Here is a 24,677-nt window from a genome sequence, read left to right as displayed (position 1 = left end):
AAAAAAGTCAATCATCTTACTAAATAAACGTTTGTTTAACTTCTCTACACCCTCAACAATATAAGGATTTTTTCACATAATGTTTTTTTCTAAAAAGAAAAAAACATTATGTAAACATATTAAAAAAGAAGCATCCTCGATGCTTCTTTTTACGTTTCTTTCTATTACTGCTATGTTCTTTTCATTAATTGGCTTCAAATGAACAAACCATTGCAGCTAGTGTTCGCACCATCACGCCTGTTGCACCTGAAGGTCCTAACTCATGAGAAGCAGCGGATGTTGCAGTTCCAGCAATATCCAAGTGAACCCATGGTGTTTGCTCTGCAAACTCACCAATAAAAGTTCCTGCCATAATTGCGTGTCCCTCTCGTCCAGGAGAGTTATTTAAATCTGCTACCTTACTTCCCCGAACACGCTTTTTGTCTCGTTCTGTAATAGGCAGCTCCCAAACCGGTTCGCCTGTCTCAATGCTCGCTTTCGCTATTTGCTGCAATAAAGCAGAATCATTCGTCATTGCCCCAGTTGTATGTGTACCAAGAGCTACAATTACACCACCCGTTAATGTCGCCACGTCTACTAAATAATTTGCTCCATGATGCTTGGCATATGAAATGCCATCAGCTAGTGCTAAACGCCCTTCAGCATCTGTGTTCAGCACTTCTATTGTCTTTCCATTCATTGCTGTAATAACATCATCTGGTTTAAAGGCACGCGCGCTAATAACGTTGTCAGTTGATGGAATGACCGCTACTACGTTTTGCTGAGGTTTTAATTCTCCAATCGCTTCCATTGCACCAAGAACAGATGCAGCTCCACCCATATCTGTTTTCATGCCTACAATCCCGTCTTTAGATTTAATAGAGTAACCACCTGTGTCAAAGGTAATCCCTTTTCCTACCAACCCAATAACGTCTTCCCATTTTTCTTTGCCTTGATATTTCAGCACGATCATTTTAGGAGGCTCTGCGGAACCTTGATTGACTGCTAACAGTGCGCCCATTCCTAATGTTTCCATCTCTTCTTTTTCTAAAATTTCATATTCAAAACCATATGTATGTGCCATTTCTACTGCATAATTGGCTAAATCTGTAGCCGTTAGCATATTGCTTGGTAAGTTAACGAGGGTGCGCGCTGAGTTTGTTGCTTTACCGTACGTATATCCAATCAACGCAGATTGTAAAACGTCTTTATAACAAGAAAAAAGTTCAATTTTCTTAAGCTGCTTGTCAGGTTCATTTGATTTCTTTTTGTAGTTTTCAAACTCATACATAGCAAGCTGTTGAGCTTCTCCTAGTAAAGCTGCAGTTTCTTGCTCTGACCACCCTCCTGTATCAAATGTAGGAAGGACGACCGACGCGTTTGAAATTTTTGCTTCTTTTAACTTTTTAAATAAAAGTCCAAAGCTTTCCTTGAGCCCATTTTTAGTTAACGCTTGCTTTCGTCCTAGCCCTACAAAATAAAGACGTTTTGCTCCTAATTTCCCTAGTGTATGAATTGTTGATATACGCTTTTCCTGTACGCGAATATCTCCTTCCTTAATCAAATGAATGAGCTGTGCATCTAAAGCATCATCAATTTCTTTTAGAAAGCCTTCAAACTGTTGGTTTTGATTAAATAAACCAATTACGAGCGCTTCTGTTTGGTGATCAACACCATATGTTTCTACGTGCGAAAACATAAAATTCCTCCCTTTTACGTATAGATATTTTATTTTTATTTATCCTCTGCTTTGTTTAATCTATTCAGCAAGTGGAATATATATCATATTCACCACTGTTTTCATCTATATACATATGATAGCAGAAATACAATTTTTAATCACAGTTCAAAAACCTTAGTTTCACACATATAATTTCATCTACCACTGTTTCCATCACACGGGTTTAGCTTTTTGGACATTTTAAGTTTAGGGAGGACATCTCAATGGAGTTATTCTCAAATTTTCCACTTTGGAGTTCATTAATCGCTATTTTCTTTGCTCAATTTATTAAGATTCCGCTTTCTTTTGTAGCTACTAAAAAAATAGACGGAAGCTTATTTTTTAGTACGGGGGGCATGCCAAGCTCTCACTCCGCAGCCGTAACTTCCTTAGCAACTGCCATTGGGCTAGCAGAAGGTCTTAAATCCCCTATTTTTGCTCTCTCCGCTATTTTTGCCATCATTGTCATGTTCGATGCTAAAGGAGTAAGAAGACACGCAGGAGAGCAAGCAACGGTTTTAAATCGTTTGGTTGAAGATTTTCAGCGCGCGGTAAAAGAGGCAAAGCTGTGGACGACCAATGAAGAAGACGAAAAACAAGTGAAGCTAAAAGAGCTGCTTGGACATAAACCCATTGAAGTTTTCTTTGGAGCCTTAACAGGAATAGCAGTTGCTTTTGTCATGTATTATGTATGGCCATAAAACATAAGAAAACACATGAAGCATTCTTCATGTGTTTCTCGTTTATTTCACCTGCTGACGAAAAACTTGCATTGATTTTTTTTCATTCAGCATTGTTAACTCGTCTTCAGTTAAACGGCCGTCTCCTGATTTCACTACATAGACGTTTAATTCTTTCTTACCCCATATGTTGTACACATCGGAAACAGTCTCAAAATATAAATCAAGATGATTGCCTTTAATAGCCCCACCTTTATCTGCTACCACTCCATAGCCATAGCCCGGAATAAACAAGATCGTGCCGATTGGAAATATGGTTAAATCAGCAGCGATGGTTGAATACAAGTCACGTTTTACTTTAACGCCTGAATATGTAATACCATAACCTGGATGATTGGGATTTTTCCCAGTTGATTCGTAACCAGCTGTGTAACCCGTAGCCAATACGTTCTTAGATGGATAACGCGACCAATCAAATGCTTCTTCAATCGTCAGACGCTCTTTGTCATTGCTAGCCGCTTCAGCTCTTAGTGGTTTTAGAAATGATGGTAAGAGCCTTTCATTCATTAGAGGATGCCCTGTACTGTTTAAAAAAGGCATATATTTGATGACTGTGGTTATTGGGACGCCGGTAATTGCTTCATATGTTGTAAACAGCGCTCCGACCAGTAGTAGGCACATAATGAATCGCTTTGCTATTTTTCCAATCATTGTGATTTCCACAACTCCTCTCACGAATCTATTTGTTTCCAACATAAAAACAAATTATTCGTTTGCGAGAAGAATTTACATTTAAAACATTTGGTACCCTCTTGTTCGTAAAGATTTAATGGTAATGCCTGAAGCTAGTGCACCTATAAAACCAGCCATTAAAATCGCAATGTCAGCTGTGGCTAAAGATAGCACTTTTGTACCTAGCTGCTGAAAGGAGTGAGCGGGATGCTGAATGTAATCAACCGCTCTTACATCATCAATAATAAAAATAAAAATCACGGGATAAATAATGGCCATAATCCAAGACATGCGAAGCAGCATATTCAACAAGAAACCGATTCCAAAAAACAAAACAAAAAACAACAAGATGGAGATAATTAGGACAGGCACACTCATTTCCATTGCTTTTCGCCTCCGTTACTCTTTATACTCTCAGTTTACTTAAGAGTAATCAAGGCGTCAATCACAGAAAAGTAAGTTAATACCAAAAAAAGCAAAAGGTTCAAAGACCTTTTGCTTTTTGTTTTAAAAGAAATTAAATTTTCCTTTTTTCAATACAAGACCTGCTCCGCCTTGAAGGAAAAGTGAGCGATTATCAACAACTTTTTTCATAAAAGATGCGCTTGAACCAAATAGTTTTCGACCATATACAACACCAATTGCGTCATCATGCCCTAACGAACATACCGTTCCTTTAATATCTGGCTTGAACTCGCTTAATTCTTTTTGACCTTTCATCAAACGGCTAATATTTTCAGCGCAGGTACCGCCTTGCTGCATAGCGATTTGAGCTGTTGGAGGATAAGGGCGTTCTGTTTCTGGGTTAATCATTAGTGAACAATCTCCAATAACAAACACATCTTCATGCCCTGGTGCCAGCAAGCTATTGCTTACTTTTACGCGTCCGCGCATGTTCTCAAATCCAGCCTTTTCAATCACGTGACTGCCTCGAACACCTGCAGCCCATACAACTGTTGCTGATTTGATTTCTTCCACTTGGTCATCTTTTGATACAATAATTCCTTCTTCTGTACACTCTTTAATCGCTGTTCCGATCTTGAACTCGATTCCTTTTCGTTCTAGCTGTGTTACCGCATATTCTACAAGTTCTGGATCAAAACCCGGCAAAGCCGTAGGCGCTGCTTCTACACAAATAACGCGTACTTTTTCACGCGGAATATCAAACTCTTTGCAAAGCTGAGGGACTCGATTTGCTAGTTCTCCCACAAATTCAATGCCGGTAAAGCCAGCACCTCCAACAATAATTGTCAGAAGTTCGTCTCTTTTTTCCACTTCATTGTTATACGTCGCAAATACATAATCAATATGTTCACGAATTTGACGTGCTGCATTAATGCTCGTAATGGTAAATGCATGTTCTTTTAAACCTTTAATTCCGAAAGTTTCTGCTTCATATCCTAAAGCAACAACTAAATAATCGTATGTTAGCTCACTGTTTTCAAGAAGAACACGCTTTTCATCTAACTTAATATCTGCGACCGTGTCTTTAATAAATGTAACCTTATTTGTGTTAATTAAATTTTTAACAGGAACACGAGAGCGATCTTGATGAATTGTACCTGCTGATACTTCATGAAGCCATGTCGTTTCATAATGGTAATCGTTTTTATTTACCAAAACAATTTCCGCATCACTAGCACCCAGTTTCTTTTGTAAATTAACAATTGTCATAATGCCGCCATACCCGGCACCCAAAATGACGATTTTAGGCTTTTTCATAGGAATGTCATCCACCTTTTTTAGTTATAGTCACAAGTATGTCTTACAAATATAATGATAAGAGCAATTTTATTTAGTTTGCTTTTTTATGTTAGTTTGAGCAAGAACGATCATCGCTATCCATTTATTATTCATATAAGAAAAACAATGTGAATCACTTCACGTTCTTTTTTAAAAAAATACATTTTTTCTTTTTCAAAAAAATGTAAGCATAAGTCCTAGCTTGATTTACACAAACATCTTATGCTTTTTTCATCGGTTTTTCAACCCTTCACTTTGTATTTACAAGCTTTTAAATTTTCAATTACTTTCCTGTATACCCAGTTTTATATTTGACCAAAACGTGTGGTTATGTTAATGATTGCAAATACTGATCTTTAAGTTGAGAAAGTTTCTCAAACATTCCAGCGTGTTTTAATGATATTTTATAATTTACTATGCTATCATAAAGTAGAATATGCATTGGCACAGAACAATCTAGAGGTGATTATAAATGAAAGAAGATAAACAAGTATATGATATTACCATCATCGGAGGCGGCCCTACAGGCTTATTTACAGCATTTTATGGCGGTATGCGTCAAGCGAGCGTAAAAATTATTGAAAGCTTACCACAGCTTGGTGGACAGCTTTCTGCTTTATATCCTGAAAAATATATTTATGACGTAGCTGGTTTTCCAAAAGTACGCGCTCAAGAATTAGTCAATAACCTAAAAGAGCAAATGGATCAATTTAAACCTGCAGTTGCGCTAGAGCAAGCCGTAGAAAAGGTAGAAAAACAAGCGGACGGCGTATTTCGATTAACTACTAATTCTGAAGTCCACTATTCAAAAACAATTATTATTACGGCTGGAAACGGTGCCTTCAAGCCCCGTAAAATCGAGCTAGAAAATGCAGAACAGTTCGAGCAAACGAACCTTCATTATTTTGTGGATGATATGAATAAATTCAAAGGCCGCAAAGTATTAGTATGCGGGGGCGGGGATTCTGCTGTAGACTGGTCTCTTATGTTAGAGCCAATCGCAGAAAAAGTAACGTTAACGCATCGCCGAGATAAGTTCCGCGCTCATGAACATAGCGTAGAAAACTTGCATAACTCATCAGTTGATATTAAAACACCATATGTACCGGTTGAATTTATTGGAGATGACCGTATTACACAAGTTGTGTTAGAAAATACAAAAGGTGAAGAAAAGACAATAGTAGACGTAGATGATGTTATTGTAAACTTTGGATTTGTTTCTTCTCTAGGTCCGATTAAAGAATGGGACTTAGATTTAGAGAAAAATGCAATTGTTGTTAACTCAAAGCAAGAAACAAATATTCCTGGCATCTATGCAGCAGGTGATGTCTGCACATATGATGGAAAAGTAAAACTCATTGTGGCAGGATTTGGAGAAGGTCCGACTGCCGTTAATAACGCTAAAGCATACATTGATCCAAAGGCTCGCTTACAGCCTATGCACAGTACGTCAATGTTCTCATAAAAAAAGCAGGCTCTCGCCTGCTTTTTTTCATTGCTGGATTGGTGTGACCATTCGATGAATGATTTCACTCATCATTTCTGCATCACTGCTTATTAAACAGATTTCATAAAAGGAATGGTTTCCTTCTTGACTAGTTATGCTCATTCTGTAGGCCTTCAAACCTTCGAGCTTGCTTAAATATTTTACTACCTCTGATTGACCGACAATACGTTCAATAAGTAAAATATGCTCTCCTTCAACTGCTCCGTAGGTTTCAACCAGAGATGCGTTAGCATTTTCATAATAGCGAATGTAAGGTTCAGAATGGTTAAGAGGCGCAGAGGACGAGTTTTGATGACAGGCTTCACCTGCGGAAAAAGGCAAATGTTGAACAAATAAATGCGATTCACTAAAGTGAATACTTTTTGCATCCTTAGACTCCATTTTCCTACTTTCAAGTTTTAACCAGTTTATAAACCCCTTCCATAGAATAGGCAGGGTGTTTTTTTTGCGAAAACTTCCGTAACCTCTTACTTGTTCCCTGTCGTAATGAGTCGCATCTATCAAATCCGTTCATCTCCTCTTTTTTATTGAGTATAAAAAAGACTGATTATTCAGTCAACACATTTGATAGATGATGTAACATACAAAAATTTCCCACTAAAAAAGCTTTCTTCACCAGATGAGGTGAAGAAAGCTTTCCTATAAACATATACTTAGCACTCTTCAGGAGCACCTGCGTTGCTTGCTGTACGGAAAGAAGAGCCGCAGCCGCATGCTGCAATGGCGTTCGGGTTATCAATTGTAAACCCTCCGCCTAGCATAGATTGCTTGTAATCAATTTTTACATCTCTTAAAATTGGAGCACTTTCACTATCTACAAGAATCTTAATGCCATGTTGTTCAAACAGCGTATCGTTTTCATTTACTTCGTGTGCAAAACCCATGCCGTAAGAAAGACCTGAGCAGCCTCCTCCATTTACATTAACACGTAAATAAGCATTTTCTTCTTCATGTTCTTTCATCATATCTTTTATTTGAAAGCTTGCAGCTTCTGTAATTGTTAGGATATCTTGACTCATTTTTAAACAGACCTCCTTTTTTGTTTAGTATACGACGAAATGTCTGTGACGACAAATCGTCTGCTTCTTCATTTTTTAATAATAATACGTGCCTTCACAAATCACATTGGCTGGACCTGTCATTAACACATTGCCTTTATTTTGCCAAACAATCGTTAAATCTCCTCCAGCGAGGTGTACGACAGTAGGAACATCTTTTTTCGTCTTCTCATTTAACACGGAAGAAACAACAGCAGCGCATGCTCCTGTCCCACATGCTTGAGTGATGCCCGAACCTCGTTCCCATACGCGAAAGTTCAGCTCTCTTTCGTTCACTACCTCAACAAATTCAACGTTCACTCCTTCTGGGAAACGCGAATCTTTTTCAACCACAGGGCCTAATGTAGTAAGAGGCGCTTGTTCAATATCATTTACATAAAAGACGACGTGAGGATTTCCCATCGATACAGCCGTCCCTTTTAACCGTTCTTTTCCAAATTCCATCTCTTCATCAACAACTTGGTGCTGGCTTGCTCCCATCATTGGAATTTGTTCTCTAGCTAAAATAGGCTCTCCCATATCGATTGTTACTTCTGGAACTTCATTTCCCTGCGGATGCACCGTTGCTTCTACAACTCCAGAAAGCGTTTCGATAAAAAATCTTTCGCTTGTTACTAAATTATGTTCATATGCATATTTAGCTACACATCTTAAACCGTTTCCGCAGTTTTTTGCTTCCGAGCCGTCATTATTAAATACGCGCATTTTCACATCTGCACGTTCAGATGGACAAATAAGAATCATTCCATCCGATCCGATTCCCGTATAAACATTTGAGACTTTTACAGCAAGCGGTGCTAACTCTTGCTCTTCTATATGTTCTTCAAACATATTTACGTAGATATAGTTGTTGCCAAGCGCATGCATTTTTGTAAACTGAAATTTTTTCATATTATCACCCATTATTTTTTTATGTAGCTCTAGTATAAAGTGATTCTCTTTTGTACACAATAATATCATCCCCCGTTTTTTTAGCTCCTTAATCATAAAGATTAAGGGGTTTTTTATTTTGTCCTCCTTTGGAGTATTAAAAAACAAAATAAGCATTATGATTGCAAAGAGGATGATTAAAGCGCATATATTTGCTCAAAAACGCATAAATAAGCACGGCAAAACTAGCCCGTGCTTACATCATCTATTCTATTAGCCTCATGTCACTCTCCTGATAAAAAGGGATACGACAGCGGGGATAGTTTAAAACATTGGATTTTCTTCTAAATGAATGTAGATATTATCTACTAACTGTTCAGGTGTTTCCGCCGTAACAATCTCTCCATTTACCAAGGCAAATAAAGATTGTGAACATTTCCCGCAATAACCTAAACATCCGTATTCAATAATATCTAGATTTGGATCTTTTTCAAGCTTTTCTAAAGCCTTTTGAGAACCGCTGGCTAAATTGCTAACGCAAAATTCAATAATTGGCTGTATCACGTTTTTTCACCTCTCTACTATTAGTTTATCCTATCTCCTTTCATTTTCAACGTCAACTTTAGAAATTCACGTTCATTTCGCGCACGCTTTTTAGCTTTATAGACTTTTTTCAAAAACGCATAAATAAGCTTTATTACGTGGATAGCTTGAAATTATGTTGAAACATATTGTGGTTTTTTATTAATTTAGTTATACTTTTATGTATAGAAAACCAAACGAGGTTATATTAAATTATTATTTAAGTAAAATATGTTATCTTATATAGCCTTTCATATCTTTTTGGCAACCATCCTTATTAACGGTAATTTGTACCCTCCTATTCTTAAAAGCAAGAATAATAGAGAGAAAACAAAAATGCATGAAGCTAAAGGGGAAATTCACATGAAGAACCTTGTCATACTGGGCGGCGGATACGGTGGTATGCGCATTTTGCAGCGCCTTTTTCCGAATCAATTGCCTAACGATGTAGAAGTAACGCTTATTGACAAAGCACCTTATCACTCACTGAAAACTGAATTCTATGCACTTGCAGCTGGAACAATCTCTGATCAGCATGTCCGTGTTGCTTTTCCTGAACACCCTCGTTTAAAAATCCGCTACGGCTGTGTAAAACGCATAGACTTGAAAGAGAAATGCGTCTATGTGGATGATCAAATGATTGCTTACGATGACCTGATTGTAGGACTCGGATGTGAAGATAAATATCATGGAGTTCCCGGAGCTCTTGAGCATACATACAGCATTCAATCCATTGATGCTTCACGAGCAACTTATCAGACATTAAACAACTTGCCGGCCCACGCTACTGTTTCAATTGTCGGAGCTGGATTAAGCGGAGTAGAACTGGCAAGTGAACTAAGAGAAAGCCGCCCGGATTTAAAAATCATCTTATTTGACCGCGGTAAATTAATTTTATCTGCTTTCCCAGAACGTTTAAGCAATTACGTTCAAACTTGGTTTACTTCAAACGGTGTCGAAATTGTAAATAGTGCTAATATTACAAAAGTAGAACCTAACATTCTTTATAATCATGATGAGCCCATTCAAAGCGATGCAATCGTATGGACAGCAGGCATTCAGCCAAATAAAGTGGTACGCGATTTAGACGTAGAAAAAGATCCTCAAGGACGCGTCGTATTGACAAAATACCATAACTTGCCTGACGATGAAAATGTCTACATTTTAGGTGACTGTGCAAGCCTACCGCATGCACCAAGTGCTCAGCTTGCAGAAGGTCAGGCTGAACAAATTGTGCAAGTGCTTCTTCACCGCTGGAAAGGCGAAGCGCTTCCAGATGAATTGCCAACTATTAAATTAAAAGGCATACTTGGTTCATTAGGCAAAAAGCATGGATTTGGCTTAGTTGCCGAACGTCCGATTACAGGACGCGTAGCCCGATTATTGAAATCAGGTATTCTTTGGATGTATAAACACCACAGTGGATAAAACAAAAGCCGTTAGATGACTGACAATCTAACGGCTTTTTTCGTTATGATGCGCGGAAACCATACTTCTCCATTTCCTCAAATACGCGCTTTAATTTCGGATTGCCTTCACCAACAATTTCTCCATTAATGACCACTACAGGATAGAATAAATCTTCTTCAATCACACGTTTGGCAAAAGCTGCTTTTTCTGGATCCGTATGCGGCTCGTTTATATCTACATACGTGATAGCAAACGGTTGATTCGGATATTTGCGAGAAATAGCTGCCTCTAGCCAATCATAGGTGTCTTTTGAAGACGGCAGGTTAACACAGCTTGCACAAACAATTTCAGCTCCATAAATACACACTTCTACCTCAGTTGACTGCATAGCACATCCCCCTTGAATCTTTACATATAAACTGTAAGATTATTCACACTTTTACTTCATTATGAATACTATTTTACACAAAACTGATTCATTGCACATCTTTTTCTTTTAAGGTAACATTACGATGTATACTCCGATAGATTTTTCATGAAAGACCGTTTATAATAAGAGTAGAAGAAAGGAGTCGATAGTTATGTCAGAAATGCACGAGCAAGTTCAAGAAGTATTAGAAAAACTTCGTCCGTTTTTACTTCGCGACGGTGGAGACTGTGAGCTAGTAGACGTAGAGGATGGTATTGTAAAATTACGTCTTTTAGGCGCTTGCGGAAGCTGCCCAAGTTCAACAATTACGCTAAAAGCTGGTATCGAACGTGCCCTTTTAGAAGAAGTACCTGGTGTAGTTGAAGTAGAACAAGTATTCTAATCTCTTTGATTTTATTATAAAAGCAACCTTCCATTTTATTGGGGCTTGCGAATGAAAAATCCTCATTCAACTGAATGAGGATTTTTTTATTAGCTCGTTGTGACTTCAGCTTCTACAAATACACCTTTGCGGTCAATTTGTAAAACATCTATTTCGCAGTTCGGCAGTAAAGCATACATATGTTCAGCAATCGCTTTTCCTTTTCCTTTTGGTGCTAAACATAATACACTCGGACCGGCTCCGCTTAGTGACACACCGTATGCGCCGAGAGCTTTTGCTTCTTTTCGCACAAGAGAAAGCTCTGGCACGAGTCTCATGCGATAAGGTTCGTGATATAAATCTTTCTCCATAAATTCGCCTATCAGAGGCAAATCTTTATTCAACAGGGCTGCTACTAGCATGTTGCCGATGGCTCCAGCTTCTACTGCATGGCGATAATTAATATCGGAAGGCAGCACATCACGGGCATCCGTTGTTTTTAATTCATATTCTGGAATAGCCATCACGATATCGACATCAAATTCAGGTATTTGAGCAATATATGTTTCATTTTCATGGTGGTAACCAACAACGATTCCTCCATAAATAGAAGGACTGACGTTATCGGGATGTCCTTCCATCAAGCTGCTGATGCGAAGCTTTTCTCTTTTAGATAAACGCAAGCCACATAATACATTTGCCAGCTCGATTCCGGCTACGATAGCCGATGCGCTGCTTCCAAGTCCCCTTGCTAACGGAATGTTGCTCCAAACAGATACCTTCGCACTTGGAAGGTCAATGTTAAATTGACGAGCTACGTTTTGTGCCACTTCATACATTAAATTATCTGTACCTGTCGGAATGCTTTGCACTTCTTTTGTCTCAGGGATAAAAATCCATTCATCATAACGCTCTACTGTTAATCTTAAGTAGCGGGATAAAGCCACTCCAATAGAATCAAACCCTGGCCCTAAATTAGCAGAGCTAGCTGGGACCGTAATGACAAAACGCTCATTTTCTAGCATGAAGCAACGACACCTTGGATATACTCAAATACCTTTTCTTCATCATTTGGTAAAACCACTGGCTTTACGTTATGAGCATCGATTGCTACGTTTGGATCTTTTAATCCATTACCTGTTAGTACAGCTACAACCGTTGAACCTTTTGCAATTTTACCAGAAGCTACATCTTTGAATACACCAGCAATTGAAGCGCAAGAACCTGGCTCTGCAAATACGCCTTCTTTGCGTGCAATTGTACGATATGCTTCTAAGATTTGTTCATCTGTCACTTCATCAATTTTTCCGTTTGATTCTTTTGCTGCGTTTACAGCATAATCCCAGCTTGCTGGATTTCCGATTCGAATAGCGGTTGCAATTGTTTCTGGATTTTCGATAACTTGATTACGCACGATCGCCGCTGCACCCTCTGCTTCAAAACCATGCATATGAGGAAGAGACGTTTGGTGACGCTCACTGTATTCTTTGAATCCTTTCCAGTAAGCTGTAATGTTCCCTGCATTCCCCACTGGGATAGCTAAAACGTCCGGCGCTTTTCCAAGCTGCTCACAAATCTCGAAAGAAGCTGTTTTTTGCCCTTCAATACGGTATGGGTTCACGGAGTTTACAAGTGCAACCGGTGATGTTTCACTTAGCTTACGAACCATAGAAAGCGCTTGGTCAAAGTTTCCTTCAATCGCTACAATTTCTGCACCATACATAACAGCTTGAGCTAATTTCCCCATCGCAATTTTTCCATTTGGAATAACAACGATACAGCGCATGCCAGCGCGTGATGCATAGGCTGCGGCAGCTGCGGATGTGTTACCTGTAGATGCACAAATAACCGTATTGCTTCCTTCTTCTTTTGCTTTTGCTACAGCCATTACCATTCCGCGGTCTTTAAATGACCCCGTTGGATTTAACCCTTCTACTTTCACATGTAAATCAATGCCTAGCTCTTTTGATAACTGAGCAAGATGAATTAAAGGCGTATTTCCTTCATGTAGTGTAAGCATAGGTGTTTTATCTGTTACAGGTAAAAATTCTTTATATTCAGCTAATAGACCTTTCCACATCATACTGTGCCAACTCCCTCTACGCGGTAACTGCTTTTTACATTTTCTACAATTGGTAAATCCCGAAGCTGCTGAAGGATTTCCTCATAATCTTTTTGAGATGTTTTGTGTGTAACCACAACAATCTCAGCTAATTCGCTTCCTTTCACAGGAAGTTGGATAATTTTTTCGAAGCTCACACCACGCTCTGAAAATAGCGTTGTTAATTTTGCAAATGCTCCAACCTGATCTTTTACATGAATACGCAAGAAATGCTTCGAGAACATTTCATCTTCTGCTTTTAACTGTTTTGGATACTGAGGTGTTACCGCGCTTTTACCATTTACACCTAAACGCATGTTTTTCATAACGCCTACTAAATCGGATACGACAGCAGTTGCAGTTGGCAGGCTTCCCGCTCCTGGTCCATAGAACATAGTCTCTCCAACAGCTTCTCCGTATACATATACAGCGTTGTACTCATCGCTTACTGAAGCGAGAGGATGTGTATCTGCTAAAAGAGTTGGCTGAACACTAACTTCTACATTGTCACCGTCACGATGTGCATATCCAATCAGTTTCATCGTATAGCCTAGTTGTTTACTATATTGCAAGTCTTCTTCCGTTACTTCTGTAATACCTTGAACACGAACATCATCCAAGTCAATTTTCATTGAAAATCCTAATGTAGCCAAGATTGCCATTTTACGAGCAGCATCTAAACCACCTACGTCAGAAGTGGGATCCGCTTCAGCATACCCTAAATCCTGCGCTTCTTTTAACACTTCATCATAGGCGCTTCCTTCTTTTGTCATTTTCGTTAAAATGAAGTTTGTTGTCCCATTTACAATTCCCATCATTTTCGTAATACGATCAGATGCTAACCCATCTGCTAATCCACGAAGGATTGGAATACCGCCAGCTACACTTGCTTCATAAAATAAATCACAATTATTTTCAGAAGCTACTGTTAACAATTCTGAGCCGTAAACCGCCATTAAGTCTTTGTTTGCCGTCACAACATGCTTTTTATTACGAAGGGCTGTTAAGATATAATCTCTTGTTTCTTCAACGCCACCCATTACTTCAATGACAACGTCAATCTCCGCGTTATGTAAAACGTCTTCAACATTCGTTGTTAATTTATCTTCACTGATCTCCACGTCACGTTTCTTATCAATATCTTTAACTACTACTTTTTTAACTTCTACAGGACACCCGACTTGATGACTTAATTTATCCTGATGATTTTCAATAATTTTGACTACTCCGCTTCCTACCGTTCCTAATCCTAATAATCCTACTGAAATACTTTTTGTCATATTCCTCACCTCTGTGTTCTTTCTACGTATACATTTGTTCTCTTATAGAGGACATTATAGACCTTATTTTTCTTTTTTACAAGGTTTACTTGCCATCTTTTCTCGTAAACTTGTTAAAAAAATTGGTATATAAAGATAAATGTAAATTTTTAAAATATTTCATTTTATTATCATAACATGGCTACCACTGTTTTTTAATAAAAAAAAGACAATTTCACCGAAATGAAATTGCCTTTTTTCATTATGATTTTTTCGCAAACGCTTCTTTATTTACAATTGTAGTAGGAGACTCGTTTGTGAGCACTGCTTTAATATTTTTTACGCATAAAGAAATCATTTCCGTACGCGTTTCAATACTCGCACTGCCGATATGAGGCAGCGCTACAACATTAGGCAGTTGAAGAAGAGGGTGAGAAGCGGAAACAGGCTCTTGATCGAATACATCCAAGCCAGCTCCAGCAATTTCACCGGATTCAATTGCATGTAACAGTGCTTGCTCATCAACCACTGCTCCTCTTGAAGCATTAATAAAAATCGCTGTTGTTTTCATCTGTTCAAATGCTTCAGCATTAAATAAATGTTTGGTTTCGTCCGTTAATGGTGTCAAACAAACAATAAAATCAGATCGTTCAAGCAGCTCATTTAACTCACAGTAAACTGCATCGAGCTTTTGTTCTGCTTGAAGGTTGCGACTCCGGTTGTGGTACAGAATTTCCATATCAAAACCTGTAGCACGTTTCGCAAGCGTCTCTCCAATTTTCCCCATTCCAACAATACCTAATGTTTTATGGTGAACATCTCTACCCGCTAACAAAAATGGACTCCAGCTTTTCCACTGATTTTCTTTCACGTATTCAGCAGCTTCTACTAAACGTCTAGCTACACTCATTAACAAACCAAACGTTAAATCCGCTGTTGTATCAGATAAAACATCGGGCGTATTAGAAACGATCACTCCGCGTTCAGTTGCCGCTTCTATATCAATATTATCGAATCCAACCGCCAAGTTAGCTACAAGCTTTAAATGAGGAGCTTGCGTAAGCAATTCACTGTCAATACGGTCTGAAAGCATTGTTAATAGAGCATGTGCGTGCTTAGCTTTTTCACAAAGCAGCTCATGAGGGACTGCCTCATCTTCTTTATCCCACATTTCCACATTCGCTACTGCCTGTAAAGGTTCAATTAATTCATTGGGTATTTTTCTCGCAATAAATACAAACGGCTTGTCCATATGTACGCCACCTCTTTATTCTTTTTAAACTGCATGCACAAAAACAAAATAGAAAAACGGGTTTGGATTATCCAACACCTATTTTTCTATTTTATCATATTCTATAGTAATCGCTTTTTAATGAATCCATGTTAATTCAGGAATGTGATAACGAGACGTTGAAATGCCCACCGACTGATAAAAGCGCTTGAGAAACGCTTCGTAGTGAGAAGAATGAGCTAATACTCCTTCCAGCTTCTCATAATACTTTTGTTTTTGCCGCTCATCTTGTACACTGTAGTATCCTTCAATGACCTCAAAATAATGAACAGGAAAAAGAAGTCTAGCATATAACAGTCTCCATGAAAAAGAAGAAAGTGGATTTACCTTTTCATATTCACTTAAAAACTGATGCATGTGCCTTTCATCGACAGCGTATGTTAATAAATATTGTTCCCTTATATATTCAGCTATATCTCTGCTAGGGTGATCGAAGACCCAGTCTGCCGGGAGCTTGTAAACGTAGTCTTCCCCCCATGTTTTTTGGCCGAACCGATGATGACAAATCGTCGCAGCGTCAACTGACCGGGGCAAATCGTCAATTTCCGTGTCTACTAGGTATTGAATAGCATTTTCCGTTAATCCTAGGTAATAAGGAAACGTTTCTAAAAAACGTTTTTCCATCTCTTGATTAGGTAAAGCACGTAATCTTCCATACCAAAATTGCTCCATCTGGTCGAGACGCTTCTCCCACATGGACTTCCATTGCCCTAGCCGGTTTGCTTGTTCCACTTCATAAGGAAACAGCCTCCCTTTTTGATGAAAAACAGCTAGCTCGTGCCCAGGTGAAAAATTGGGGTTTTTCTCTTCCGCAAGACAGCGGCAAATGATAAATTTTTCAGTTTCAGTTTCTGTAATCATTTCACCATTCAAATTAGGCATAAATGTTGCCACATGGCGATCACCTTGCCCCATTAGAAATTGACTCATTTGATATAGTTCATTTAACTCGTCTTGTTCCATTTGCTTTACATTAATGATCGTATATAAAATATCTCGATACTGAAAACCTTCAAATTTACCAACGGGCATAAATTCGTTTGGACGTAATCCGTAATGCTCATAAATGGTTTGTATCATTTTAATCCCTCTCTTCATTCATTCAAGAAATTATATGATGGAAAACAACATTACTTGTCATAATATTTACGGAGGAATGAATAGATTAGAAATACACCATTTATAGTTATTTACTCCGGGTTAGTAGTATGAAACAACTTTAGACTTAAAAATATATAGAAAACAGGTGATGATACTTGGAGAAAAAACATACACAAAGTGAGTTAGAAAAAAAAGCAAGAGAATGGTTAATAGAACGCGGCGTGGCTCTTACGGACATTGCTGAACTGGTCTATTACTTGCAAAAAAAGTATCACCCAAACTTAACAATCGAAGACTGTTTATATAACGTTGAGCGCGTCATTTCTAAACGAGAAGTTCAAAATGCTATTTTAACGGGTATTCAACTAGATGTCCTCACGGAAAAAAAAGTGATTGAGCCGCCTCTGTTGGACATTCTTGAGAAAGACGAAGGTTTATACGGTATCGACGAGATTTTAGCATTATCGATTGTAAATGTTTACGGATCAATCGGCTTTACCAATTACGGGTATATTGATAAACAAAAGCCGGGTATTTTAGAAAGATTAAACGATAAATCGACTGGAGAGTGCCATACTTTCTTAGATGATTTAGTAGGCGCAATTGCTGCCGCTGCTTCTAGCCGGTTAGCGCATCGGGCTGCTAGCCAAGAATAGCCTTTAAAAACAAAAAAGCTGTCAATTGACAGCTTTTTAAATTCGCTCCATCCACTCTTTTAGTGAATCTACCGTATAAGTTGGCTTTTTCTCATATCCTTCTAGTAACTCTCTTGTTGTTACCCCTGTATGGACTAATAATGTATCTAAGCCTGCATTCATCCCTGCTAAAATATCTGTATCATAGTAATCACCAATCATGATTGTTTCTTCTTTTGGCGTACCGATGACTTCAAGGGCTTGCTCCATAATAATACTTTCTGGCTTGCCAATAAATACTGGATTTGTTTGAGTAGAAACCGTAATAACGGACGTGATAGAGCCATTACCAGGCAGTAAGCCTCTTTCAGTAGGAATCGCAATATCTCCGTTCGTTGAAACAAAAAAGGCGCCGTTTCGAACGTTTAAACATGCTTTTGCTAATTTTTCATATGTAATTTCCTGATCCAAACCAACAACTACAAAATCCGTATCTTCCTCTTCAATGGTAAATCCTTTTTCAAGCAGCGCATGTCGAATTCCTTCTCCACCAATTACATAAGCTGAAGCGTTTGCTTTTCGTTCATGCAAATAATTAGCTGTTGCCTGACTCGTTGTAAAAACTTGCTCTTCTGTTGCAGGAATGCCAAATGCCTCTAGCTTTTCAGCTACTTTATCGGGCGTTTTTGTTGAGTTGTTTGTTACAAATAAATAAGGAATTCCTTTTTCCTTTAATTTAATAACAAAATCACGCGCCTCGGCAATTAGCTCTGTTCCTTTGTACATTGTTCCGTCTAAATCAATCAAATATCCTTTATATTCCTTCATGTTGTGTGATCTCCTTTCAAGTGTCATACTTGAAATCATAGCTTATTTTTTATACAACTACAACTTGCTTGCCTTTAATTACGAAAAGCAGACACAGGCCCTAACTCTGTCTCTAGATATGTCCTTACGCGCTCTGAAAATGCTGCCAGTACGTCTTTATGCTGCATCACTTTTTGATAAATATCCTGATGATTAACATCCACATATTCTTGGACAAGGCTTTTACGCAATTGAACGATCTCTTTTAATGGCGTTTCTTCCTCTTTTTTAACCACTTTCTCATCAACTAAAATGTCAATGATATCGTCGTAACTGCCTGGATCTCTCATAATAAATCCATCAATCATTGCATTTCCTACATCTAAAACGTTTTCAATTAAAAGATGTACAATTCTCTCTAATGCCTTTTTCTCTATTTCTGTGTTCCAGCTCGAATGCTCAGCAAACAAACGAACATGTTCATCAAAAAAAACAAGCGTGGCTTCTATTTTTTCACGATCTACAAAGTACATATTATTTCCTCCCTAGTTGTCAGCTCTCTATAAATCTTTTTTCATAAACAAACGGGGTTCCTGTTCTATTTTATCATGACCCATTATCCATTTGATAAATTGATTTTTGTTTTTGACCTTATTTGATATGATACAAATACAACCTATGAAAGGAGTATACCTATGAGCGAACGCTTTTATCTATATGACGATGTCGTATCTACAAAGACCCGGTTTGTCAGCTTTATGGGCGAAAATCAACGATTTGATTTAGCTATTATCCAAACCGACCGCTATTATGGCAAACAAGTTGTTCTTGATATTCAAGGAGGACGCTTTGCCATCATTGGACAAGATGACCTTGAAGAACCAAACTATCTTGAAGAAGTATTTAAATTAAACAGTGAAGACGGTCAGGAACTTCGCGAATTTTTATATGAAATCATCTAAAAAAAAAGGCAGCGTGAAGGACAATTAGTGTCTTCGGCTTGCCTTTTTTTACTTATGGACTTTTTTTAAGACAAAATACGCACAGCCAAAATTACAATATTCATGTAAATAGTCTTGAAGCGTACTAATCTTCGTATCATACGTTGCCTTTTGATTTCGGTCATCAAAAAAGCCTCGCAGTCGAAGCTGATTGTATCCCCAATCTCCCACAATATAGTCATAGCGGCTCAGCACGTCAATAAAGCGACCTCTAAACGCCTCTTCATTAAATGCTTCGCGCTCATCTTTTAATACTTCATAACAAATATTATTGATACAGACCATTGCTCACACCTCTTCTCTTAAAATTTACCATACCATAATTATGATGATGAAACCATCAATTAACATGAAATTTTTCACGTATAAGCAGCACTCTAATCCTGTAGGAGTTTTATCGGTATACCTACTGATCTTTTATGCTCCACATGAAGGTTCGCCGGTTTACCTGGCGTACGATATTTAACTACAGGAGGTGGAAATGGTGAAGAAATCTATTCTTGGAATCGCTTTGATAACAAGTATTTTAACCATTGGCTGTCAAAATAAAAACACAGCTGAAAATGAAAATTTATCACCAAACAACCCAGATGCCATTAATGTAAACGAGCCTAATCATTATTATAATCCAAATAATAATAGCGGCACAAATTATGGATATGTCCGATACACTAAAAACACAAATGAACAAAATTCCAATATGAACCAAGTAGGAACATTTAATCGAGAAGAAGCAGCCGACAATATTAGTAAACTGAGCACCGCTATCCCAAATATTAAACAAGCCGCTACGCTAGTAACAGATAAAGATGTGCTTGTTGCTTATAAAACAGATGCTAAAAATAGGAATAACGCAGCCGATCAGGTAAAACGTACAGCTATGTCTGTAGTCCCTCGTTATTATCATGTATACGTCTCAGATAATCCGAAACATATGGACCAAATCGAAAATATTAGTGAAATGAATACACAAACAAATGATGCTAGAAAACGAATCGATGCCGTTATTCAACAAATGCTAAAATCTCCCCAAGGGCGTAAAATGAACGGCGGAGAAGATGCAAATGGAAGAGAGAAAAACGAATTGAATGAACCGATGACGGACAAAGATATGGTGGAATAAACAAAAAAGTTGAGACGTAACTAAAAGAATGTAATCAAAAGACGAAGAAATGAGACACATGAGCTGAACCGCTTGTGACACCGCAGTTGATTTCCGTGCAAGGCTTCGCTTTCCGCGGGCGGGCGCTGAGCCTCCTCGTCGCTTGCGCTCCTGTGGGGTCTCACCTGTTCCGCTGTTCCCGCAGGAGTCTTCGCCTTGCCCTCCAATCAACTGCTAGAAGGAACAAAACAGATAAATTTTACGTTAACCGTAACAAAAAAAAAACGAACCACTAATCAAACAGTTTGATTAGTGGTTCGTTTTTCACTTCGGCTAAACTACTTTTGTTCCAGCCGCTTTTTACCTTACTTGCTTTCTTGTGCTTTGTTTTTTGCAGCAGCGTTAACTTGCTCATCTGCATGGTAAGAAGAACGTACAAGAGGACCTGCTTCGACATGGCTGAATCCTTTTGATAATGCAATTTCTTTTAGCTCTTCAAACTCATTTGGATGGTAATATTTCTGAACTTTTATGTGCTTTTTAGTTGGCTGTAGATATTGGCCTAGCGTCATAATATCTACATTGTTCGCACGCAAATCATCCATCGTTTCAATAATTTCTTCTTTTGTTTCTCCTAGACCAAGCATGATACTTGATTTTGTAGGGATATCCGGCTGCATTTCTTTTGCACGGCGAAGGAACTCAAGAGAACGCTCATATTTAGCACGAGCACGAACACGAGGCGTAAGGCTGCGTACTGTTTCAATATTATGGTTTAAAATATCAGGACGTGCGTCCATTACAATACGTAAGTTCTCTTCCACACCGCCCATATCAGAAGGCAATACTTCAATTGTTGTGAATGGATTTTTACGACGAATCGCACGAATTGTTTCAGCTAATACGCTTGCTCCTCCGTCTTTTAAATCATCGCGAGCTACTACTGTAATAACCGCATGTTTTAAGTTCATTAGCTGAACAGAATCCGCTACGCGTTCTGGCTCTTCTAAATCTAATTCTGTTGGTAAACCTGTCTTAACCGCGCAAAAACGACAGGCACGTGTACATACTTCTCCCAAAATCATAAAAGTTGCCGTACGACGAACAGCCCAACACTCATGAATATTCGGACATCTTGCTTCTTCACAAACTGTATGAAGGTTTTTTTCACGCATCATTTTCTTTAAGCCTGTGTAATTTTCGTTTGTGTTTAGCTTAATCTTCAGCCACTCGGGTTTGCGGACATGCTCTTCTTTTGTTGCCATATTATCAACTCCACCAATCTAGAAAATGTCTATAACCTATATGCTTAATTTTAACTACATATTAAAAACATAACTATATGTCACTTTATCATAAAAAAGTGAGATTCGACAAGTTGTCTGCTCTTTATTTTCCTGAGTTTTCTTCTATTTTCCATCCGAATGTGTGCGTTTTCATCCTCCGTATAATTTCCATTTATCTTCTGAATAAAATTCTTTAAAAAAGTTTTGAAGCGATTTCCATTAATTAATATTTATGAAATCTTTTTTCTCGCTGCAAACTAGGGTTACACACTATTTTTAGAAAGGGGGAAACACGATGCGCAAAACGATTATCTTACTTTTTATGTTCATGTCTATATTCACAGGATGGCACCACGTAACAGCTGAATCTTCAGCAGATCAAGAAAAAATGCTTATTCAAAAGAGATTAGAGCTGTATAAACAAATGGAAGCCGCTACTACAATTCCTTGGTATTACTTTGCTGGAATTGACCAGTATGAACGAAATATTCGACGCTCTCATAAAGATATTCCAAGAGAAAAAGGTGCGATCGCCATTTATTATCCTCCAGAAAAATGGTCAGGTTCTCTAAATCCAAATTTGGAAGATACAAACCCACTAACTATTTCTCTCCTCGGGGGAATAGGTAAAGATGGGAATGGAGACAAAAAAGCAGACCAATTTAATGATGAAGATATGCTTTTTACCATGGCAGATTATATTCGGACGTTCGGGGTATCCGAAGACTATATTAAAATTGCGCTTTGGAACTATTATCACCGGGCTAAAGCGGTTGATATTATTTTAGGGAATGCTAAAATTTTTCGCCATTACGGTCGCATTGATTTAAAAGGTTCTTCATTTCCTGTGCCTCTCCGTGCGAACTACAGTTATCGCAGTACATGGGGAGATGCGCGCGGCTGGGGTGGAAAACGAATCCATGAAGGAACAGACATTTTTGCAAATTACGGAGTTCCAGTAAAATCCCCTTGCTATGGCATTATTGAGCTTAAAGGATGGAATAAATATGGAGGCTGGCGAATCGGTATTCGTGACCTTCATAATAACTATCATTATTTAGCTCATTTAAGCGGGTTTGCAAAAAATTTAAAAGTAGGGCAAATTGTAGAACCAGGAACACTCATTGGCGGAGTAGGAAGTTCCGGTTATGGACCTCCTGGAACTTCTGGGAAATTCCCTCCTCACTTGCATTATGGAATGTATAAAGATAACGGCAAAAATGAGTGGTCGTTTGACCCATATCCTCAGTTAAGAACGTGGGAAAGAAATGATCGTTTAGAACTAAAGAAAAAATAAAAAAACAGGAAGCCGACGCTTCCTGTTTTTTATCCTGATGCTTTGCTTTCTTTTGCTTTTTTCACAGCATGAGCAATACTCGCGGCCAAGCCGCCCCATATGATGACCATCCCTACAACCATCATTGTAATTGAACTTCCATCCATTATTTAGAAACCCCCTTCTCTTTAACTGACAAACGGATCGTCCCATCTTTCCATCGTGCAAAAGAGAAAACAATTCCTAAAATAACAGCCAGAGCTGCCACGCCCCAACCAAAAGGACCTACAAAAGTCGTTGCATACTGCTCGTAATTTTCCGAAATATTTTTCCGGAAGTTATCAAACATCATATACCCAAGTACAAGTGGTGTAACGACTCCTAAACATATCTTCCACCATGATCCGATTCGGATATCAGAGACTTCATTTGCATGCTGCTGAAGGCTGCTCAGCTTTTTAAATACCCAAGCAACTAATACAACTTCTACTAAGCCTGCTAAAGCAACTCCGAAGTTATTAATGAAATAGTCGACCACATCTAAGAAATAAAGTCCGCCTTGTGTTGCAAATAACAGCGAGCAAATTGAAGCGATTCCTCCGCCTATTAATACAGATTTTGTACGTGAGATAGTAAATTTATCTTGAATGCCTGCTACAAAGGTTTCAATAATTGAAATAAGCGATGTTAATCCTGCTAATGTTAAGGAAGCAAAGAATAGCATTCCAAACAGCTGTTTAAAGGCCGGAAATTCATTAATAATTTGCGGGAAAACAACAAAGGCTAGTCCTACCCCTCCCTGAACCACTTTATCGATTGGGATACCTTGCTGAGTAGCCATAAAACCAAGTGCGCTAAACACACCGATTCCTGCTAGTAATTCAAAAGCGGAATTACCGAATCCAGTAATAAACGCATTATTAGTTAAATCAGATTTTTTTGGAAGGTAGCTGGAATAAGTGATCATAATAGCAAAACCAACAGATAAACTAAAGAAAATTTGACCATATGCCGCAATCCAAACCTTTCCATCTCCAATTGCGCTCCAGTTTGGTTTAAAGAAAGCGTGCAGACCTTCCATTGCTCCGTCTAATGTTACTGCTCGAATGACGATGATTAAAAATAGAACAATTAGTGTTGGTAAAAAGATTTTGTTTGCCGCTTCAATTCCTTTTTTGATTCCTTTTAATAACACACCTAACGTGACAATCCATACAAGTACAAGCGGAATTAAAACATGTAATACGATGCTTCCTGTTTGTCCTGGTGCTTCAGCTAATTTTAAGTAATCTCCATATAAAAACGCTTCTGTATCCTTTCCCCAGCTTAACTTAAATGAAAAGATAAAATACGACATCGCCCACGCGATAATAACGGAATAGTAAACTGAAATAAAAAAGGAAATAGCTACTTGCCACCAGCCTAGCCACTCAGCCTTTGGACTTAGTCTCGCTAATGATAAAGGAGAAGAACCTTTATATTTATGACCTATAGCAAACTCCATGATTAAAATAGGAATTCCTGCCGTCAACAAAGCAAATAAATAGGGAAGAAAAAATGCTCCTCCTCCATTTTCATATGCAGTAGCTGGAAACCTCCATATATTCCCTAGTCCAATTGCTGAACCTGCTGCTGCTAAAATAAACCCTGCTCTTGATCCCCACTGCGGCCTATTTTCCACTGTAATTCCCCCTCTTGTTCTCTCCCTACCCTCTTTTTATCGTAGATCAGCGAGAATTTTTATAA

General features: G+C 38.3%; 28 protein-coding genes. 8 read left to right on the top strand and 20 right to left on the bottom strand.

Annotation, left to right across the window (positions count from 1 at the left end; translation table 11 throughout):
• Positions 1 to 184: 184 nt before the first annotated feature.
• The gene (locus ACOZIR_RS23060) at positions 185 to 1,678 is read right to left on the bottom strand and encodes a leucyl aminopeptidase (protein ID WP_310878134.1); all 1,494 of its coding nucleotides are present in this window, start codon (positions 1,676 to 1,678) and stop codon (positions 185 to 187) included.
• Positions 1,679 to 1,923: 245 nt separating this feature from the next.
• Between ACOZIR_RS23060 and ACOZIR_RS23055 the strand changes: the two genes are divergently transcribed.
• Positions 1,924 to 2,400: a divergent PAP2 family protein gene (locus ACOZIR_RS23055; RefSeq protein ID WP_045291581.1), complete on the top strand. Its 477-nt coding sequence runs from the start codon at positions 1,924 to 1,926 to the stop codon at positions 2,398 to 2,400.
• Positions 2,401 to 2,442: 42 nt separating this feature from the next.
• Here the strand turns inward: ACOZIR_RS23055 and ACOZIR_RS23050 are convergent, their stop codons facing one another.
• From ACOZIR_RS23050 to ACOZIR_RS23040, 3 genes are all read right to left on the bottom strand, one after another.
• Positions 2,443 to 3,090, bottom strand: coding sequence for a 3D domain-containing protein (locus tag ACOZIR_RS23050; protein ID WP_045291582.1), 648 nt, complete (start codon positions 3,088 to 3,090; stop codon positions 2,443 to 2,445).
• A gap of 81 nt (positions 3,091 to 3,171) precedes the next feature.
• Positions 3,172 to 3,495 (bottom strand): YuiB family protein, encoded by a 324-nt coding sequence (locus ACOZIR_RS23045; RefSeq protein ID WP_013059616.1) that lies wholly within the window; start codon positions 3,493 to 3,495, stop codon positions 3,172 to 3,174.
• A 123-nt stretch (positions 3,496 to 3,618) separates the two neighbouring features.
• Positions 3,619 to 4,833 carry an NAD(P)/FAD-dependent oxidoreductase gene (locus tag ACOZIR_RS23040; protein ID WP_045291584.1) on the bottom strand — a complete coding sequence of 405 codons (1,215 nt, stop codon included), beginning with the start codon at positions 4,831 to 4,833 and terminating at the stop codon, positions 3,619 to 3,621.
• Positions 4,834 to 5,326: 493 nt separating this feature from the next.
• Between ACOZIR_RS23040 and ACOZIR_RS23035 the strand changes: the two genes are divergently transcribed.
• Positions 5,327 to 6,319: an NAD(P)/FAD-dependent oxidoreductase gene (locus tag ACOZIR_RS23035; RefSeq protein ID WP_045291585.1), complete on the top strand. Its 993-nt coding sequence runs from the start codon at positions 5,327 to 5,329 to the stop codon at positions 6,317 to 6,319.
• A gap of 27 nt (positions 6,320 to 6,346) precedes the next feature.
• Here ACOZIR_RS23035 and ACOZIR_RS23030 read toward each other — a convergent pair whose 3' ends face one another.
• The 4 genes from ACOZIR_RS23030 to ACOZIR_RS23015 form a co-directional block, all read right to left on the bottom strand.
• Positions 6,347 to 6,865, bottom strand: coding sequence for a hypothetical protein (locus ACOZIR_RS23030; protein ID WP_421535834.1), 519 nt, complete (start codon positions 6,863 to 6,865; stop codon positions 6,347 to 6,349).
• A gap of 149 nt (positions 6,866 to 7,014) precedes the next feature.
• Positions 7,015 to 7,380: a HesB/IscA family protein gene (locus ACOZIR_RS23025; RefSeq protein ID WP_045291588.1), complete on the bottom strand. Its 366-nt coding sequence runs from the start codon at positions 7,378 to 7,380 to the stop codon at positions 7,015 to 7,017.
• A gap of 75 nt (positions 7,381 to 7,455) precedes the next feature.
• Positions 7,456 to 8,310 (bottom strand): diaminopimelate epimerase, encoded by an 855-nt coding sequence (gene dapF, locus ACOZIR_RS23020; protein ID WP_045291683.1) that lies wholly within the window; start codon positions 8,308 to 8,310, stop codon positions 7,456 to 7,458.
• 303 nt (positions 8,311 to 8,613) lie between these two features.
• Positions 8,614 to 8,853 (bottom strand): YuzB family protein, encoded by a 240-nt coding sequence (locus tag ACOZIR_RS23015; RefSeq protein WP_045291589.1) that lies wholly within the window; start codon positions 8,851 to 8,853, stop codon positions 8,614 to 8,616.
• 381 nt (positions 8,854 to 9,234) lie between these two features.
• On the opposite strand from ACOZIR_RS23015, the gene ACOZIR_RS23010 reads away from it, so the two are divergent.
• Positions 9,235 to 10,299 (top strand): NAD(P)/FAD-dependent oxidoreductase, encoded by a 1,065-nt coding sequence (locus ACOZIR_RS23010; protein ID WP_045291684.1) that lies wholly within the window; start codon positions 9,235 to 9,237, stop codon positions 10,297 to 10,299.
• 43 nt (positions 10,300 to 10,342) lie between these two features.
• Here ACOZIR_RS23010 and ACOZIR_RS23005 read toward each other — a convergent pair whose 3' ends face one another.
• A complete protein-coding gene (locus ACOZIR_RS23005) occupies positions 10,343 to 10,669 on the bottom strand; it encodes a YuzD family protein (RefSeq protein ID WP_028412620.1) in 327 nt (108 codons plus the stop codon).
• 193 nt (positions 10,670 to 10,862) lie between these two features.
• Here ACOZIR_RS23005 and ACOZIR_RS23000 point away from each other — a divergent pair, with 193 nt between their 5' ends.
• Complete coding sequence (locus ACOZIR_RS23000) at positions 10,863 to 11,093, top strand: NifU family protein (RefSeq protein WP_013059625.1); 231 nt, start codon at positions 10,863 to 10,865, stop codon at positions 11,091 to 11,093.
• 89 nt (positions 11,094 to 11,182) lie between these two features.
• Here the strand turns inward: ACOZIR_RS23000 and thrB are convergent, their stop codons facing one another.
• The 5 genes from thrB to yutH form a co-directional block, all read right to left on the bottom strand.
• A complete protein-coding gene (gene thrB, locus ACOZIR_RS22995) occupies positions 11,183 to 12,097 on the bottom strand; it encodes a homoserine kinase (protein ID WP_045291592.1) in 915 nt (304 codons plus the stop codon).
• Positions 12,091 to 13,152: a threonine synthase gene (gene thrC / locus ACOZIR_RS22990; RefSeq protein ID WP_045291685.1), complete on the bottom strand. Its 1,062-nt coding sequence runs from the start codon at positions 13,150 to 13,152 to the stop codon at positions 12,091 to 12,093. The genes thrB and thrC overlap by 7 nt, the downstream gene beginning before the upstream one ends.
• A complete protein-coding gene (locus tag ACOZIR_RS22985) occupies positions 13,152 to 14,453 on the bottom strand; it encodes a homoserine dehydrogenase (RefSeq protein ID WP_013059628.1) in 1,302 nt (433 codons plus the stop codon). The genes thrC and ACOZIR_RS22985 overlap by 1 nt, the downstream gene beginning before the upstream one ends.
• A 241-nt stretch (positions 14,454 to 14,694) precedes the next feature.
• Positions 14,695 to 15,684: a 2-hydroxyacid dehydrogenase gene (locus ACOZIR_RS22980; protein WP_045291593.1), complete on the bottom strand. Its 990-nt coding sequence runs from the start codon at positions 15,682 to 15,684 to the stop codon at positions 14,695 to 14,697.
• Positions 15,685 to 15,801: 117 nt separating this feature from the next.
• Complete coding sequence (gene yutH / locus ACOZIR_RS22975) at positions 15,802 to 16,803, bottom strand: spore coat putative kinase YutH (protein ID WP_045291595.1); 1,002 nt, start codon at positions 16,801 to 16,803, stop codon at positions 15,802 to 15,804.
• A 176-nt stretch (positions 16,804 to 16,979) separates the two neighbouring features.
• On the opposite strand from yutH, the gene ACOZIR_RS22970 reads away from it, so the two are divergent.
• Positions 16,980 to 17,480, top strand: coding sequence for a phosphatidylglycerophosphatase A (locus ACOZIR_RS22970; RefSeq protein ID WP_013059631.1), 501 nt, complete (start codon positions 16,980 to 16,982; stop codon positions 17,478 to 17,480).
• 36 nt (positions 17,481 to 17,516) lie between these two features.
• Here the strand turns inward: ACOZIR_RS22970 and ACOZIR_RS22965 are convergent, their stop codons facing one another.
• Both ACOZIR_RS22965 and ACOZIR_RS22960 read right to left on the bottom strand, forming a co-directional pair.
• Complete coding sequence (locus ACOZIR_RS22965; RefSeq protein WP_013059632.1) at positions 17,517 to 18,287, bottom strand: TIGR01457 family HAD-type hydrolase; 771 nt, start codon at positions 18,285 to 18,287, stop codon at positions 17,517 to 17,519.
• Between the two features lie 74 nt (positions 18,288 to 18,361).
• Positions 18,362 to 18,799 carry a DUF86 domain-containing protein gene (locus ACOZIR_RS22960; protein WP_013085332.1) on the bottom strand — a complete coding sequence of 146 codons (438 nt, stop codon included), beginning with the start codon at positions 18,797 to 18,799 and terminating at the stop codon, positions 18,362 to 18,364.
• 162 nt (positions 18,800 to 18,961) lie between these two features.
• Between ACOZIR_RS22960 and ACOZIR_RS22955 the strand changes: the two genes are divergently transcribed.
• On the top strand, positions 18,962 to 19,228 hold the full coding sequence (locus tag ACOZIR_RS22955) for a DUF3055 domain-containing protein (RefSeq protein ID WP_013059634.1): 267 nt from the start codon (positions 18,962 to 18,964) through the stop codon (positions 19,226 to 19,228).
• Positions 19,229 to 19,276: 48 nt separating this feature from the next.
• Here ACOZIR_RS22955 and ACOZIR_RS22950 read toward each other — a convergent pair whose 3' ends face one another.
• Entirely contained in the window at positions 19,277 to 19,552 is a 276-nt protein-coding gene (locus ACOZIR_RS22950; RefSeq protein ID WP_013059635.1) for a YutD family protein, read from the bottom strand.
• A gap of 196 nt (positions 19,553 to 19,748) precedes the next feature.
• Between ACOZIR_RS22950 and ACOZIR_RS22945 the strand changes: the two genes are divergently transcribed.
• Positions 19,749 to 20,390, top strand: coding sequence for a YhcN/YlaJ family sporulation lipoprotein (locus tag ACOZIR_RS22945; RefSeq protein WP_013085333.1), 642 nt, complete (start codon positions 19,749 to 19,751; stop codon positions 20,388 to 20,390).
• 344 nt (positions 20,391 to 20,734) lie between these two features.
• Here the strand turns inward: ACOZIR_RS22945 and lipA are convergent, their stop codons facing one another.
• On the bottom strand, positions 20,735 to 21,634 hold the full coding sequence (lipA, locus tag ACOZIR_RS22940; protein WP_013059637.1) for a lipoyl synthase: 900 nt from the start codon (positions 21,632 to 21,634) through the stop codon (positions 20,735 to 20,737).
• Between the two features lie 316 nt (positions 21,635 to 21,950).
• On the opposite strand from lipA, the gene ACOZIR_RS22935 reads away from it, so the two are divergent.
• On the top strand, positions 21,951 to 22,952 hold the full coding sequence (locus tag ACOZIR_RS22935; protein WP_045291597.1) for a M23 family metallopeptidase: 1,002 nt from the start codon (positions 21,951 to 21,953) through the stop codon (positions 22,950 to 22,952).
• Between the two features lie 29 nt (positions 22,953 to 22,981).
• On the opposite strand, the gene ACOZIR_RS22930 is transcribed toward ACOZIR_RS22935, so the two are convergent.
• Together ACOZIR_RS22930 and ACOZIR_RS22925 are read right to left on the bottom strand one after the other, a co-directional pair.
• Positions 22,982 to 23,098, bottom strand: a complete 117-nt coding sequence (locus ACOZIR_RS22930; RefSeq protein WP_016765823.1) for a methionine/alanine import family NSS transporter small subunit — start codon at positions 23,096 to 23,098, stop codon at positions 22,982 to 22,984.
• On the bottom strand, positions 23,098 to 24,612 hold the full coding sequence (locus ACOZIR_RS22925; protein WP_045291599.1) for a sodium-dependent transporter: 1,515 nt from the start codon (positions 24,610 to 24,612) through the stop codon (positions 23,098 to 23,100). Before ACOZIR_RS22925 ends, ACOZIR_RS22930 begins: the two co-directional genes overlap by 1 nt.
• Positions 24,613 to 24,677 lie beyond the last annotated feature (65 nt).

The organism is Priestia sp. D3YE.R1, assembly GCF_049199565.1.
Lineage (GTDB): Bacteria > Bacillota > Bacilli > Bacillales > Bacillaceae_H > Priestia > Priestia aryabhattai.
The sequence above is the reverse complement of the archived record's forward strand: the minus strand, read 5'-3'. Positions and strand labels throughout refer to the sequence as shown.